Raw genomic sequence first — 13,765 nt, 5'->3', positions numbered from 1 at the left:
GTAAAAAATTTAAGTCATAAAAAAGGTGATCATTTGATCACCTTTTTTTGTTGATTATCCTTCGTTTTTCTTGTCCTGAACTTCTTTTCGGATGTCCTGTGCCAAATTCTTAAGATCCTGCATACCTTTTCTTACCCGGGTACCTGCAGCTTGGTTGTTTTTGTCGTAGAACTTTTCGAAGTCTCCTTCCAAGCCTAGGATAAGATCTTTTATTTCGCTAAATCTGCTCATAGTAAAAGTTAATTTTATTGGTTGATGATAAGTTTAATTGTGCTGTCAATATAGCTAAAATATGTATAAAACCACAGTATAACGGCTTTTTTTGAAATATTTTTATTCTCCAAAGGAAACCGCATATGCGGTATTCTTGTAATACCCGCTCGTCAATTTTTCTTTTATAGCTTCAAAAGCCGCGATGGTTTCATCAACATCCGCCAATGTATGAACCGCTGTAGGTATTAATCTGAGGATTATCATCCCTTTAGGAATAACAGGATAAATCACTACAGAACAGAATATTTTATAGTTCTCTCTTAAGTCTTTATTTAAAGTAGCAGCTTCACCTATAGTGCCATTTAGAACCACAGGAGTGACCGGGGAATTGGATCTGCCAATGCTGAACCCTTTTTCGATCAAACCTTTTTTCAATGCGTTGACTATTTTCCAAAGGTTGTCTTTCAGTTCAGGCTGACTTCTCAATAATTCTAATCGTTTCAGAGCACCTTCAACAAAGATCATTGGAAGTGATTTAGCGAAAATCTGCGAACGCATGTTGTATTTCAAGAAACGGATAACATCCGCATCCCCTGCAATGAAGGCACCAATAGAAGCCATAGACTTGGCAAAGGTGGAAAAATATAAATCTACTTCTTCTTGTACTCCCTGTTCTTCGGCTGTACCCGCACCGGTTTTTCCCATAGTACCAAATCCATGTGCATCATCAACCAAAAGTCTAAAATCAAATTTCTCCTTGAGTTTGACAATCTCGGCAAGTCTGCCCTGATCTCCGGTCATTCCGAAAACACCTTCTGTAATCATAAGAATTCCGCCTCCGGTTTCTTCTACTAATTTGGAAGCTCTCTGAAGTTGCTTTTCACAGTTTTCTATGTCGTTGTGAGGAAACACATAGCGTTTTCCCAGATGCATCCTCAGCGCATCAATGATACAGGCATGACATTCACTGTCATATACGACCACATCTTTTCTGTCTAAAATAGAATCAATGACCGACATGATTCCCTGGTAGCCGTAATTCAGAAGATAAGAACTTTCTTTGCCTACAAATTCGGCCAGTTCTCTTTCCAACTGCTCATGTTGGTCTGTCTGACCTGACATCATTCTGGCACCCATTGGGTATGCAGCGCCCCATTTTGCTGCAGCTTCGTTATCTGCTTTTCGGACTTCCGGGTGATTTGCCAATCCAAGGTAGTTGTTCAAACTCCAGGTAAGGACATCCTTACCTTGAAATTTCATTCTGGGGGCAATTTCTCCTTCTAATTTTGGGAAGGTAAAATAACCTTCAGCAAGTTCAGAATGCTTGCCCAAAGGACCAATATTGGTTTGTAATTTTGCGAATAAATCCAAGGCTTAAAACATTTAGGTTTTACAATTTTGTAATGGTGATTTCATCCATTAAATCTGGTAAAACTAACATAATTTGTCCATCCTTGCAAAAATCCCATTTCAATTCAAGCATTCTTTTCAGATACTGGCATTATTTTGTTTACTTCGCAGTTGTTGTTTTTTTTATGAAATAAACCCTTATATGCACAAGATCAAAAAGCTATTGGTAGCCAATCGAGGAGAGATAAGTCTCAGGATCATGAGAACTGCGAGACAGATGGGAATTAAGACAGTAGCTGTATTCAGTGAAGCCGACCGAAATGCCCCACATGTCAAATTTGCTGATGAGGCTGTATGCCTAGGACCACCTCCTTCCAATCAATCTTACCTACTTTCAGACCGGATAATTGATGCCTGTAAAAAACTCAGTGTGGACGCGATTCATCCCGGTTATGGATTTTTATCCGAAAATGCGGCCTTTGCAAAAATGGTATCCGAAGCCGGAATAATATTTATCGGGCCTTCACCTGAATCCATCGAGGTGATGGGGAGTAAATTGGCTGCCAAAAATGCAGTTTCAAAATACGGAATTCCAATGGTGCCAGGGACTGACGAAGCCATTTCTGATATTCCGGCAGCAAAATCGAAGGCTTCGGAAATAGGTTATCCAATATTGATCAAAGCCAGTGCAGGTGGGGGAGGAAAAGGAATGAGGATAGTAGAAAATGAAGCTGAATTTGAAGAACAGATGCAAAGGGCGATATCGGAAGCTCAATCTGCATTTGGGGACGGAGCGGTTTTTATTGAGAAATTCATTACATCTCCAAAGCATATTGAAATACAGGTGCTTGGCGACCAAGAGGGGAATGTGGTTTATCTCTTTGAAAGGGAGTGTTCCATACAGCGAAGACATCAAAAGGTCATTGAGGAAGCACCTTCTCCGGTAGTATCGCCCGAAATGAGAAAAGCCATGGGAGAGGCGGCAGTGAAAGTGGCAAAAGCATGTGATTATTATGGTGCAGGTACTGTGGAATTCATAGTGGATGAAAAGTTGGATTTTTATTTTCTGGAAATGAACACCCGTTTGCAGGTAGAGCATCCTGTAACGGAAATGATTACCAACAAAGACCTGGTAAAGGAACAGATATTGATAGCCGAAGGATTGCCTTTGTCCTTCTCACAGGAGGATCTGAAAATCAATGGCCATGCTGTAGAAATCAGGGTTTATGCAGAAGATCCAAAGAATAATTTTTTACCGGATATAGGGAATCTTCAGACCTATATCAGACCACATGGGCCTGGAATCAGGGTTGATGATGGGTTTGAACAGGGAATGGATATACCGATTTATTATGATCCGATGATTGCCAAGCTGATAGTTCATGATGAAACAAGGGAAAAAGCAATCCAAAAAATGATCAATGCGATCGATGATTATCAGATCACAGGAATTGAGACCACCTTGGATTTTTGCAGATTTGTGATGGAGCATGAAGAATTTAAAAGCGGTAGGTTCAATACAAAATTTGTGGAGAATTTTTTCAGTCCGGAAATGCTTCAGATTATCTGGTCAGAGGAGGAACAGGAGCTGCTTGCCGGTCTTGCTATAGATATTTTTGATAAAAAGAAGGAGAGTTTGAAGATTTCCCAAAGCCGGGAAGGCGCGCTTTCGAAACGCTCAAATTGGAAAAACAGATTGATCTGATGGCGGAAATATTACCTATAAAAGGCTGGAGGTATCATTCACGGTTTAAAAAAAATCTTGATGAGCTAACTTCACCGTTATTCGATGTGGTGTCGGAAAAACAGAGAATTGCTTTGTATGAAAACCCATACAACAGCATTCATATTTCTGTCCCCTTTGGAGACAACCCCGAAATAAGGGGTAGAGAAGTACTGGAAAAATGGAAATCCGAAAAAGTGATTGTCCAGGATCAGATCCCGGGTATTTATGTCTATTATCAATATTTCAGACTGCCGGGTCAGGAGCATGAATCTTGCAGGAAAGGATTTATTGCGCAGATCAAGGCCTATGATTGGGATGAAGAAATGGTCCTCAGGCATGAAAATACAATTGTGAAAGCAGTAACTGACAGGACAGATATATTAAGGAGCACAGAATTTCAGCCCAGTCCAACGCATGGTCTTTATGAAGACTCAGATCATCAGCTTGATTCCTACATGGATGCAGCCATTGAAGATCCTATTTATGATCTGGAAGATTATCAGGGAGTCCGGGAAGTAATGGGCCTTATTCAGGATGCCGGGATTATCAGGGAGTTTTTGCAGGTCATTCAGGACAAAGTAATCATTTTGGCGGATGGACATCATAGGTACCAAAGTGCCATTGATTACAGAAAAGAGAAAACTGTAGCCAATCCAAATCATACAGGGGATGAGGCTTACAATTATCATATGATGTATTTTACCAATGCCCTGTCCCTTGACCTGAAAATCCTTCCTACCCATAGATTGTTCTTCGATCTGGAATTGAATGAGGAGGAAATAATTCATAAAGCCCAAGAATATTTTATTATCAAAAATCTGAATGATGTGGAAGAAATAGGGGAACTTATTCTTCAGAAAAAATGGGCATTTGGATTGGTGTTCAAAGATAATGCTTATAAAATCAGGTTGATTCCGGAGAAAATTGAGGAATTCGGTCCGGATATACCAGAGGTGGTCAAGGAAGTGGACCTGATGGTCCTGCATTATTTTTTTATAGAAAAGGTATTGGGCATTTCATATAAGGATCAAAGACTTTCTGATAACATTGCCTACGAAAGAAATCTCAATCGCTGTTTTGCGAAGGTGAACTCAGGAACAGCTTCTTGCGCTGTCATCACCAAAGATGTTCCCATGTCCCAGGTTTTGGGCGTCTGTAAATCGGGCTATACCATGCCCCAAAAGTCAACGTATTTTTATCCCAAAGCACTGTCAGGCCTGCTGTTTGGTTCTATACATCAGGAAGAATTTCAATTTCCATATCAAGTTTTTAAATGATGATAAACCTTGATAAAAAAATTATCCTTGCTTCCAGATCGCCCAGGAGGAAAGAGCTAATGGATGGTCTCGGGATTGAATTTGAGCAAAGAACCAAAGAAACTGATGAAAGATATCCGGATACTTTATCCCCAAAGGAAGTTGCCGGTTATTTATCAGAAAAAAAAGCTAAAGCTTTTTCCGGAGAACTGAAGAATTCCGAATTGATTATAGCGTCTGATACTATAGTCGTGATGGATATGGAAATCCTGGTGAAGCCAAAGGATTTTGCAGATGCGGCCCAAATGCTTCAGAAACTCTCCGGTAAAATGCACCTTGTTTACACAGCAGTCACGATAATGGATGATAAGAAGATTCAGACAATGACAGATATGACCAAGGTGTACATGAAGGATATGTCCAGGGAAGAAATTAATCATTATGTGGGCTGCTATCAGCCATTTGATAAAGCCGGGGCTTATGGGATTCAGGAATGGATAGGATATATAGCCGTAGAAAAGATTGAAGGTTCATATTTTACTGTCATGGGACTTCCTGTACACCTGGTTTATGAAGCCTTGAAAAATTGGCAATAAAAAAAGCTTCCTCAAATGAAATGGGAAGCTTTTTTAGTGTTTCTTTATTTTTTCGCTACCTCAGTTGGTTTTGTAACCTTGATAGCATCATTATCCTTTAGTTGCTTGCTCACAACAAAATAAGGACCTGAAATTAATTCCTCACCCTCATTTATCCCTTCCAATATTTCGATGTTGTCAAAATCCGAGATCCCGGTTTTGATTTCCCTTATTTTAGCCCTTCCTTCTTCAACTACAAAAACCAGTTCCTTTGCTTTTGTAGTGCCACTAGAAACTGAATCTACCTTATCTTCTCTAGTAGTAACGGCAGATAATGGGACAGACAGCACATTGTCTTTTTTCTGGGCTATGATGTCTACACTTGCTGTCATTCCCGGTCTAAATGGATATTTTACTTTGTCTGTAATCAGATCAGCATAGGATTCATTTATGATACTGATTTTGACTTCAAATTCCGTAACTGCATCAGCACTTGCTTTTACATTTGCAGAATTTGCAATAGAAGTAACTACTCCCTTGAACTTCTTACCGGAATAGGAATAGGAGTCAACGTCAATGATGGTGGTGTCTCCCCGGCTGATTCTAACGATATCATTTTCGTTTACATTGACCCGAACTTCCATTTTTGATAGGTCTGCAAGTCTCAACATTTCAGTACCTGCCATTTGTTGGGTGCCTACAACTCTTTCTCCTTTTTCCACCAAAAGCTGTGAGACAATCCCGCTGACAGGGGCATAGACATTGGTCAATCTTAAATTTTCGGCTGCTTCATTCACAGTTGCCTGTGCACTTTTGATAATATACTCTGCTGCAAGGACAGACTGTTCCGCTGCATCAAGGTCATTTTGTGCTGTAAGGAAGGTGGATTGAAATTGTTCCCAATCAGCATCCGAAATTACTTTATCCTGATGGAGTTTTTCATTTCTTTTAAATTCCAGTTCAGCTCTCACAAATTGCGCTTCAGCTCTCTTAAGGTTGGCCTTGGACTGTGCAAGTTGAGCCTGATTTTGGTTTAAGTTTGCTCTTGACCTATCTAATGCCGAGATGAAATTGTCAGGACGGATTTTAACCAAAAGGTCTCCGATTTTAACTGAATCTCCCTCAGCAACATTCAGTTCAATAATTTCCCCAGCAACATCAGGACTCATTTTGACTTCAATTTCAGGCTCTACCACGCCGGAAGCGCTGACTTTTTCAATGATGGAAGTTTTCTTGGCATTTGCGGTTTCGACATTGACTTCTTTTTCACCACCGATCCAGCCTGCAGACCTTCCAATGATTGCGAAAATGATGACTACTGCCAATATTCCTAAGAGGATATATATTAATTTGTTTGATTTTTTCTTTGCCATAATTGTATGGGTAATTTATAGTTTAAGTGGGTTTCCTAAATAAAAATCTAAAACTTTTACTCTGAATATATAAGTGTATTTAGCGGTGACCAGGTCAGCTTGGGCATTGAAGAAATTATTTTGGCCTAGCTGATAATCCGCAAAATTGATGGCACCTGCATCAAAACGTTGCTTGGCAACCCTAAATGATTCTTCTAAGGATGCTACCCTAATTTGGGAGGCTTGATAGGATTGCCTTGCTGCATACGCATCTGTGTAGGCAGTTTCAATGTCCTGTCTCAATTGAAGGTTGGTTTCCCATTCCTGGATTTCACTCAATCTTTTCTGTAACCTGGCTCTTTGAACATTTGACCTGTTCCTCATATTCGAAAGGATAGGAATATTCAATTGTAAGTTTGCTGAATTAGAGAAATTGTTGCTGATCTGAGTACCAAATTCAGGCCTAACACCAAAAAAGTTAGGCTGATCAATATAATTGGAGAAAGCACTGACCCCTACGCCCAAGGTTGGCATATATCCACCTTTGGCAACTCTTTCGCCATATTCTGCACTAAGCACACCTAAATCCGCAGCCTTAATTTGTGGCATCAAATCCCTTGAAATTTCATAGATTTCTTCGGGATCTTTTTGGGTGAGCAAATAATCTTCCGGGTCAAGGTCAGGTGTATACACATCAAGCTCATTGTTAAATGGAATGGCGAGTGCTTGGGACAAATTCAACTTTGCAATTCTGAGTGTATTTGTTGCATTGATAACTTCAAGTTGATTGGTTGCATTCTGAGCTTGGATATCCAGTTTATTTGCCAAGGGTAACGAACCTGCATCTACCAGTTTGGTGGTAATGGTCAATTGTTCCTGGGTAGTTGACAATTGGTTTTGGGCAATTTTCAATTGCTCTTTGGCAAAAACCACATTGATAAAAAAGTTGATGACATTCAAAGTGATGTCATTCTCTGTAGCTTCTACGTTGTATTTTTCAACTTCAATGTTGGTTTTACTTTGTTTGATCGTATTGGTGATTTGCTGTCCGGCAAATAGCGTCACATTGGAGTTTCCAAATAGGTTGACATTGCCGATCCTGTTATTTTCGAATTGGTTGGTTACTGGGTTAATCGACCTTCCCCAACGGTATCCCGAACTGGCACCTGTTGTAAGGGTTGGAATTCTTTGGCCTTGATCACCAATTAGGTTTGCTTCAGCGATACCTAAATTCGCCTGGCTCCTCATCAAAGTCAGGTTGTTTTCCAGGGCAATTTCAATACAGGTTTCCAAGTCGAGAGAGGTTATGTCAATTACCTGTGCTTTGACCTCAACAGTAAAAAAAACTAAAATGGCAAGCGTAATTAAGAACAGTTTTTTCATTATTTATCTATTTCAGGGATATAAATTAATTCTTTGATCCAGGTAAGACTGTTTAAATATTCGATTGTGGTTTTTCTGATACCACTGTCCATTTCAATCACATGACAGGCAACATCATGTTTACCTTTTCTTGAAACTGACATCGTTGCGATATTCGTTTTTTCCTGGGCAATTACCGAAGAAATAAAGGCAATGGCCCCGGAAATGTCTTCGGCTTTGATAATCAAAGTATAGGAATTGGCGGAAAAGTTGGCATTGAAGCCATCAACTGCCGCGATATTGATAATCCCCCCACCAAGGCTCTCTCCAATCACTTCGACCTCCTTACCGTCTTTTTTAAGGTTTAACTTAATGGTATTTGGATGAAAGACAGAAGCGTTTCCAATGGATTTGAAAGTGTATTGCAAACCTTTTTCTTTGGCGATTTCAAAGGATTGTTTGATACGCTGATCGTCAGTTTTGAAATCCAGTAATCCACCAATAATTGCTTTGTCGCTGCCATGTCCTTCATAAGTGCGGGCAAATGAATTGTAAAAGATGATGACAACTGAATCAGGAATTCCACCTAGAACCCTAATGGCTGCCCGGGCAATTCTGACAACTCCGGCTGTATGGGATGAAGATGGACCTATCATAACCGGTCCGATCATATCAAAAATACTGCTTTTAGTTCCCATGGCTATACCATTTTCAATTAGCGTGCTAAAGTAATAAGTTATTTTGAACGAAATTCTGTTTTTATTGGTACACTGCTCCCAAAAAGGATAAAATAGTTTTAATTTAATTAATTTTAACATCGTTAATGTGTACTGAAAAATCAAAACGTTCGGTAGTGAACAGTAATATGATCGAAATTAATACAGTGTCCCTTTTTAAAAATAAAGATTCAGGTTGGTCTGAAACTCCTGATAGTTTTCATAACCGTGCCTTTCTATTTGGTGATGGTCTTTTTGAGACCATGGTTTTTGCCAATGGAAAATTGAGGTTTGGTGAATTCCATATAGAAAGATTAATAGAAGGATGCAGGGTATTGCATCTGGACTTTTCCTCTTTATGTAGTATTGAAATCCTTGAAAAGGTATTGGTGGGAAAATTTGGAATAGAACTGACCTTAAGAGTAAGGTGGAATGTCTATAGAGAAGGAGTTGGTAAATATACACCTGAGTCGGAAGGATTAAATGAAAGTCTTCAGATTCAAGTATTTAGATCTTCCCCAAGGATTAAAGAAAAAGCCTTTTTCCTTGATACTGTCACTGTACCAAAGACTTTTTGGAGCCATTGCAAAACTTTAAATGCCTTAACCTATGTGATGGCAAATCTTGAAAAAATGAAGAATTCCATGGATGAAGTTATTTTGTGCAATTCAGATGGCTATGTTTCTGAAGCAGGTTCTTCCAATATTTTCTGGATCAAAGATGGAACTTTTTTTACTCCCTCGCTTAATTGTTCCTGTATAGCAGGTATAGGAAGAAGGCTTATCATTGAAAAACTCAAAGCTTCTTCTAAAAGCATAACCGAAGGGAAGTTTTTGACCAAGGATGTGCTGGAAGCAAATTTTATTTTCACTTCAAATGTAACCGGGGTCAGTTTTATCAAAGAGATTGAAGGTAAATTCTTTCAAACCGAGCACGATTTTGATCTTGATTTTTGAGCATCCCTAATACTCACAATCAAACAGCTACCGCTGCTTTGATATGTGGATGTGGATTATAATTGACCAATTCAAAATCTTCATATTTGAACTCAAAGATATCCTTTACCTCGGGATTGATTTTCATTGTAGGAAGAGGCCTCAATTCCCGGCTTAACTGCAAACGTGCCTGTTCCAAATGATTGCTGTACAAGTGTGCATCTCCAAAAGTATGGATGAATTCACCCTGTTCTAAATTGCAGACCTGGGCCACCATCATGGTGAATAAAGCATAGGAGGCAATATTGAAAGGTACACCCAAAAAGACATCCGCACTGCGTTGGTACAATTGACAGGAAAGCTTACCCTCAGCGACATAAAACTGAAAAATGGTGTGACATGGAGGAAGCGCCATATTGTCTACATCTGCAACATTCCAGGCACTGACGATATGTCTTCTGCTATCTGGTTTTGTTTTGATCTGATGGATCAGGTTTTTGACCTGATCGATCTCTCCGCCTTTTCCATCAGGCCAGTGTCTCCATTGGTATCCGTATACTGGCCCTAAATCACCGTTATCGTCTGCCCATTCATTCCAGATACTGACCTTGTTCTCATTCAGATAACCGATATTGCTGTCACCTTTCAAAAACCACAATAACTCAATGATGATAGACCTGAGGTGCAGCTTTTTAGTGGTAACCACAGGAAATCCATCTTTCAGATCGAAGCGCATCTGATAGCCAAAAACACTTAATGTTCCTGTGCCTGTCCTGTCCTCTTTTTTGACACCCTTGTCCAAAATATGCTGCATCAAATCGTGGTATTGCTTCATAGTGTAAATATTTTTTATGGCCGGTAAGATAGGAATATATGTAAAAATAGGAAAGCAGCATTTGCAATTCTCGGAAAATAAATAAGGTCTGATATCAGGAAAAATAATTACTATTTTTTTCAGGGTTGAGGATCAGTATGGCCTTGATATTTGCATTCCTTGCAGACCTAATCCTTCTTCCGGTTTTGTTGGTCCTGCTTAAAAGTTCTAAATAGATAATCTAGGTCATTCTTCAGATTCCTGAGGATTTTTTCTTAAAGGTTTTTCCCAACTGAAAACTGCCGATATGGGATAGTGATCAGAATAGTCCACTTCTTTATGTGTTTTGAAACTTTTGGTTTTAAAAAGATCATCTGCAAAAATATGGTCTATCCTCAGGAAGAAAAGCACTTTATTGTAAGTAAATCCAAATCCGCTCCCGGCCTTTTCAAAGGCATTCTGCATTTTTCTTCGTAAAGTAAAATAAGTGTAACTGTAAGGGACATCATTGAAGTCACCAACAAGAATATTGGCATAAGGACTATTATCCATATGATCCATTAAAATATCCAGTTGAGAAGCCCTTGCAATTTGCCCTCTTTTGAGTCTTCTGAGAGTAACTTTATAATTGTCTTTTATTCCATCAAGGTTGTTTAACCCTTCAGAAGGGATATTCATGGATTCTAAGTGGGCATTGTAAATCCTGATGGTGTCTTTTTCGACTTTTAGATCCGCAAACATCACTCCGTTGGTACTTCTTGAATCCAGTACCACTCCTTCATTTACTATAGGATACTTACTAAAAATAGCCATACCAAATGACCTTTGTTTTGGGTTACCCTGGATAATCTGAAAAGAGTGATGGTAGCCTGTTTCAGCACCCAATAATTTCAATGTATTTCTGGAAGGTGTAGTTTGGTCTTGGTAGAATTCCTGAAAACATTTGATATCGGCAGGATTATCCTGAAGCCATTTAATCAGATTTTGTCCCCCCAAAGCCCTGTCACCACCGTTTCTGGAATAAGTAAACATATGTACATTATAACTCAAGACTGATAATCCTTCTTCCTTTCCTCCACTAGGTCTGAATTGAAATGTCATACCTACAAACTTCCAACCAACAACCAGAGCTATTAATGGGAGTATGAGCAGTTTTCTTTTTGCAAGCAGTAATGCTATAAAAAGAAAAGCATTGATGATAATAAGAATGGGAATAGTAAGGGTGATAACCCCTACATAAGGGAAAAATTCAGGAGAAATATATACACTGAAAAATAAAGCCAAAGAAACTAAAAAAAAGAAAGAGGTGATAAATCTTACCATTGATGCAGGGAATTTGAGCTGAAATTATATCTTAATCCTTCCTAATCCAAATGGCTCAGGATTTAACCTCTTACTTGATAATTTTTTAATTACTTGATAAGAATCAATTCTTCTTGTGGAGAGATCAAATATCTATCAATGTGGATAACAGAAATAAAATCCCAGTACTTAATTTATAAATTCTGACTGACATATTTGGGTTAATAAATAAATGGGTTGTAAAGAAATTGTTAATAAACTATATCCAACTCAATTTAAAAAGGCTTTTTTTACGGATTTTGATAATTAGTTTTTATGGGGTAGTTTTTAAATGAAAACACAAATTTATTTTCTTTCAAACCCTCGACCGTTCCCGTGTCTAAACCAAAAGTGAAGTTTTTGTTTTGTTGAGAAAAAAATATTTATCTTCGAGTTGGAAAAAAACTACTTTATGAAAAAAACGAACGTATTTATGTTAGCTGTTTTTGCGGCTGGAACAATGCTTTTGTCAGGATGTGGTGCTGAAAAAAGCACTGAATCTTCTGATTCCGAAGAAATGTCCATGGAGGAAAAACCCGCTACTGAAACCAGGGCAAGCCCTCTGAGAACATTGGAAGGAACTGCTGGAAATTCAAAACTCATGATTCAATATGGCGCTCCTTCTGTAAAAGGTAGAGTGGTCTGGGGAGATTTGGTACCATATAATGAAGTTTGGAGAACAGGTGCAAATGAATCTACATTCGTTGAATTTGATTCGAATGTAACTGTTGAAGGTCAAAATCTTTCTGCCGGAAGATATTCATTATTTACAATTCCAAAAGCCTCAGGAAAATGGACGGTAATCTTCAATTCAGAATGGGATCTTGAACATGGCCATTTTCAGTACAAACAGGAAAATGATGTGTTGCGAGTAGAATCAAGTCCGGAATGGGTTAATGATAGCCAAGAGCAATTGAGCATTGTTATCGAATCGCCCGGAATAGTTGTAAGGTGGGAAAAATTGAAACTGCCTATTGTAATTCAGTAAAAATTTAAAGTAAATTTTGATAAAGAGCCGTTTGATCTATCCAACGGCTCTTTTCTTTTTTTATACCCTTCATTAAACTATAATGTGTGATTGTTAAAGTTTTTTTCTTTTTTGGTGATGTTCTCATTTTTTGTCAACAATGGTTTTAAATTCTGAATTAACTCAAGTTGTTTTTTTGGTTATACACTGGATATTCATTTTATAAATGCTAATTTCATCGCTGGTTTTTTCACCACTGGTTTTATGAGATATTTTGGTTTTCTGCTCGTCTTTTCGGTCACCCTTGCATTGGGCGTAGCACTTTCATTACAAATAGGTACTGTTCCTCCTTTAGGAAAATTGTTGGATCCGCATCATGGTTTTTGGCAGAATTCCTACAGCGAGGATCAATTCAATGAGGAAGAAATCAAGTTGCCCGGTCTAATGGGTACTGTAAAGGTTGTTTACGACGAAAATCTGATACCACACATTTTTGCAGAAAATGAGGAGGACTTATATCGGGTACAGGGCTATGTCACCGCACAACATAGACTTTGGCAGATGGAATTTCAGACCATGGCTGCGGCAGGAAGAATTTCGGAGATTGTAGGTCCAATAGCTTTGGAAATTGACAGGATGACCAGAAGAAAGGGATTGTCATATAGTGCTGAAATCTCGGAAACATATATTCAGAATAATCATCAGGAAACCTACCGTTTATTAGTTTCTTATGCTGAAGGGGTAAATCAATATATACAAAACCTAAAAGATTCCAGACTTCCCATTGAATATAAAATATTGGATTACAGACCTGAAAGCTGGAGTCCGTATAAGACTCTTTTGCTATTAAAATATATGTCGGATATGTTGGCCAAAGATAGGGACTTGGAATATACCAACCTCAGAAACCAATTCGGTAAAGAATTGATGGATCGGTTGTATCCTGATTTTCCTGAAGAGAATGATCCAATTATTGAAGCTGATAGAATTTGGGATTTTGAACCGCTTAAAATAGACGTTCCTGATAGTATTGTTTATCCCGATGCAGATATTTTTGTTAAAGCATTGCCCCAACCTTTTGATGGAATAGGGTCAAACAATTGGGCCGTTTCCGGATCAAAAACCAAAAATGGAAATCCCATTTTGGCCAATGATCCC

Annotated in this window: 13 protein-coding genes; 6 read left to right on the top strand and 7 right to left on the bottom strand. The window is 38.6% G+C overall.

Going from position 1 to position 13,765, the window contains the following annotated elements; genetic code table 11:
• Positions 1-54 precede the first annotated feature (54 nt).
• Entirely contained in the window at positions 55-231 is a 177-nt protein-coding gene (locus tag ACEW8O_RS07530) for a histone H1 (RefSeq protein ID WP_373494007.1), read from the bottom strand.
• 102 nt (positions 232-333) lie between these two features.
• Positions 334-1,584 (bottom strand): aminotransferase class I/II-fold pyridoxal phosphate-dependent enzyme, encoded by a 1,251-nt coding sequence (locus tag ACEW8O_RS07525; RefSeq protein ID WP_373494006.1) that lies wholly within the window; start codon positions 1,582-1,584, stop codon positions 334-336.
• A 181-nt stretch (positions 1,585-1,765) separates the two neighbouring features.
• Between ACEW8O_RS07525 and accC the strand changes: the two genes are divergently transcribed.
• Genes accC through ACEW8O_RS07510 form a run of 3 tightly spaced genes read left to right on the top strand, consistent with a single transcriptional unit; the run spans position 1,766 to position 5,141 of the window.
• Entirely contained in the window at positions 1,766-3,268 is a 1,503-nt protein-coding gene (gene accC, locus ACEW8O_RS07520) for an acetyl-CoA carboxylase biotin carboxylase subunit (RefSeq protein WP_373494005.1), read from the top strand.
• A complete protein-coding gene (locus ACEW8O_RS07515; protein ID WP_373494004.1) occupies positions 3,268-4,566 on the top strand; it encodes a DUF1015 domain-containing protein in 1,299 nt (432 codons plus the stop codon). Before accC ends, ACEW8O_RS07515 begins: the two co-directional genes overlap by 1 nt.
• Positions 4,566-5,141: a nucleoside triphosphate pyrophosphatase gene (locus tag ACEW8O_RS07510; RefSeq protein ID WP_373494003.1), complete on the top strand. Its 576-nt coding sequence runs from the start codon at positions 4,566-4,568 to the stop codon at positions 5,139-5,141. Before ACEW8O_RS07515 ends, ACEW8O_RS07510 begins: the two co-directional genes overlap by 1 nt.
• Positions 5,142-5,185: 44 nt before the next feature.
• On the opposite strand, the gene ACEW8O_RS07505 is transcribed toward ACEW8O_RS07510, so the two are convergent.
• From ACEW8O_RS07505 to sdaAB, 3 genes are read right to left on the bottom strand one after another with little or no spacing between them, the layout of a single operon-like run.
• Positions 5,186-6,493 carry an efflux RND transporter periplasmic adaptor subunit gene (locus tag ACEW8O_RS07505; RefSeq protein ID WP_373494002.1) on the bottom strand — a complete coding sequence of 436 codons (1,308 nt, stop codon included), beginning with the start codon at positions 6,491-6,493 and terminating at the stop codon, positions 5,186-5,188.
• 15 nt (positions 6,494-6,508) lie between these two features.
• Positions 6,509-7,855 carry a TolC family protein gene (locus tag ACEW8O_RS07500; RefSeq protein ID WP_373494001.1) on the bottom strand — a complete coding sequence of 449 codons (1,347 nt, stop codon included), beginning with the start codon at positions 7,853-7,855 and terminating at the stop codon, positions 6,509-6,511.
• Entirely contained in the window at positions 7,855-8,532 is a 678-nt protein-coding gene (sdaAB, locus tag ACEW8O_RS07495) for an L-serine ammonia-lyase, iron-sulfur-dependent subunit beta (protein WP_373494000.1), read from the bottom strand. The genes ACEW8O_RS07500 and sdaAB overlap by 1 nt, the downstream gene beginning before the upstream one ends.
• A 155-nt stretch (positions 8,533-8,687) precedes the next feature.
• Here sdaAB and ACEW8O_RS07490 point away from each other — a divergent pair, with 155 nt between their 5' ends.
• The gene (locus ACEW8O_RS07490; RefSeq protein WP_373493999.1) at positions 8,688-9,506 is read left to right on the top strand and encodes an aminotransferase class IV; all 819 of its coding nucleotides are present in this window, start codon (positions 8,688-8,690) and stop codon (positions 9,504-9,506) included.
• Between the two features lie 19 nt (positions 9,507-9,525).
• Here ACEW8O_RS07490 and ACEW8O_RS07485 read toward each other — a convergent pair whose 3' ends face one another.
• Together ACEW8O_RS07485 and ACEW8O_RS07480 are read right to left on the bottom strand one after the other, a co-directional pair.
• Positions 9,526-10,320, bottom strand: coding sequence for a thymidylate synthase (locus ACEW8O_RS07485; protein ID WP_373493998.1), 795 nt, complete (start codon positions 10,318-10,320; stop codon positions 9,526-9,528).
• Positions 10,321-10,545: 225 nt separating this feature from the next.
• Complete coding sequence (locus ACEW8O_RS07480; RefSeq protein WP_373493997.1) at positions 10,546-11,622, bottom strand: endonuclease/exonuclease/phosphatase family protein; 1,077 nt, start codon at positions 11,620-11,622, stop codon at positions 10,546-10,548.
• Positions 11,623-12,052: 430 nt separating this feature from the next.
• On the opposite strand from ACEW8O_RS07480, the gene ACEW8O_RS07475 reads away from it, so the two are divergent.
• Positions 12,053-12,628 (top strand): DUF2911 domain-containing protein, encoded by a 576-nt coding sequence (locus tag ACEW8O_RS07475; RefSeq protein ID WP_373493996.1) that lies wholly within the window; start codon positions 12,053-12,055, stop codon positions 12,626-12,628.
• 243 nt (positions 12,629-12,871) lie between these two features.
• Positions 12,872-13,765, top strand: an 894-nt coding sequence (locus ACEW8O_RS07470) for a penicillin acylase family protein (protein ID WP_373493995.1), incomplete at its 3' end; no start/stop codon positions are given.

Origin of the sequence: Aquiflexum sp. (assembly GCF_041749095.1) — a bacterium.
Taxonomy (GTDB): Bacteria; Bacteroidota; Bacteroidia; order Cytophagales; family Cyclobacteriaceae; genus Aquiflexum.
The sequence above is the reverse complement of the archived record's forward strand: the minus strand, read 5'-3'. Positions and strand labels throughout refer to the sequence as shown.

What these genes read in the sequence shown, in the direction of transcription:
- ACEW8O_RS07530 (WP_373494007.1), bottom strand. Translation starts at nt 231, where the DNA reads ATGAGCAGATTTAGCGAAATAAAAGATCTTATCCTAGGCTTGGAAGGA.
- accC (WP_373494005.1), top strand. Translation starts at nt 1,766, where the DNA reads ATGCACAAGATCAAAAAGCTATTGGTAGCCAATCGAGGAGAGATAAGT.
- ACEW8O_RS07515 (WP_373494004.1), top strand. Translation starts at nt 3,268, where the DNA reads ATGGCGGAAATATTACCTATAAAAGGCTGGAGGTATCATTCACGGTTT.
- ACEW8O_RS07510 (WP_373494003.1), top strand. Translation starts at nt 4,566, where the DNA reads ATGATAAACCTTGATAAAAAAATTATCCTTGCTTCCAGATCGCCCAGG.
- ACEW8O_RS07505 (WP_373494002.1), bottom strand. Translation starts at nt 6,493, where the DNA reads ATGGCAAAGAAAAAATCAAACAAATTAATATATATCCTCTTAGGAATA.
- ACEW8O_RS07500 (WP_373494001.1), bottom strand. Translation starts at nt 7,855, where the DNA reads ATGAAAAAACTGTTCTTAATTACGCTTGCCATTTTAGTTTTTTTTACT.
- sdaAB (WP_373494000.1), bottom strand. Translation starts at nt 8,532, where the DNA reads ATGGGAACTAAAAGCAGTATTTTTGATATGATCGGACCGGTTATGATA.
- ACEW8O_RS07485 (WP_373493998.1), bottom strand. Translation starts at nt 10,320, where the DNA reads ATGAAGCAATACCACGATTTGATGCAGCATATTTTGGACAAGGGTGTC.
- ACEW8O_RS07480 (WP_373493997.1), bottom strand. Translation starts at nt 11,622, where the DNA reads ATGGTAAGATTTATCACCTCTTTCTTTTTTTTAGTTTCTTTGGCTTTA.
- ACEW8O_RS07475 (WP_373493996.1), top strand. Translation starts at nt 12,053, where the DNA reads ATGAAAAAAACGAACGTATTTATGTTAGCTGTTTTTGCGGCTGGAACA.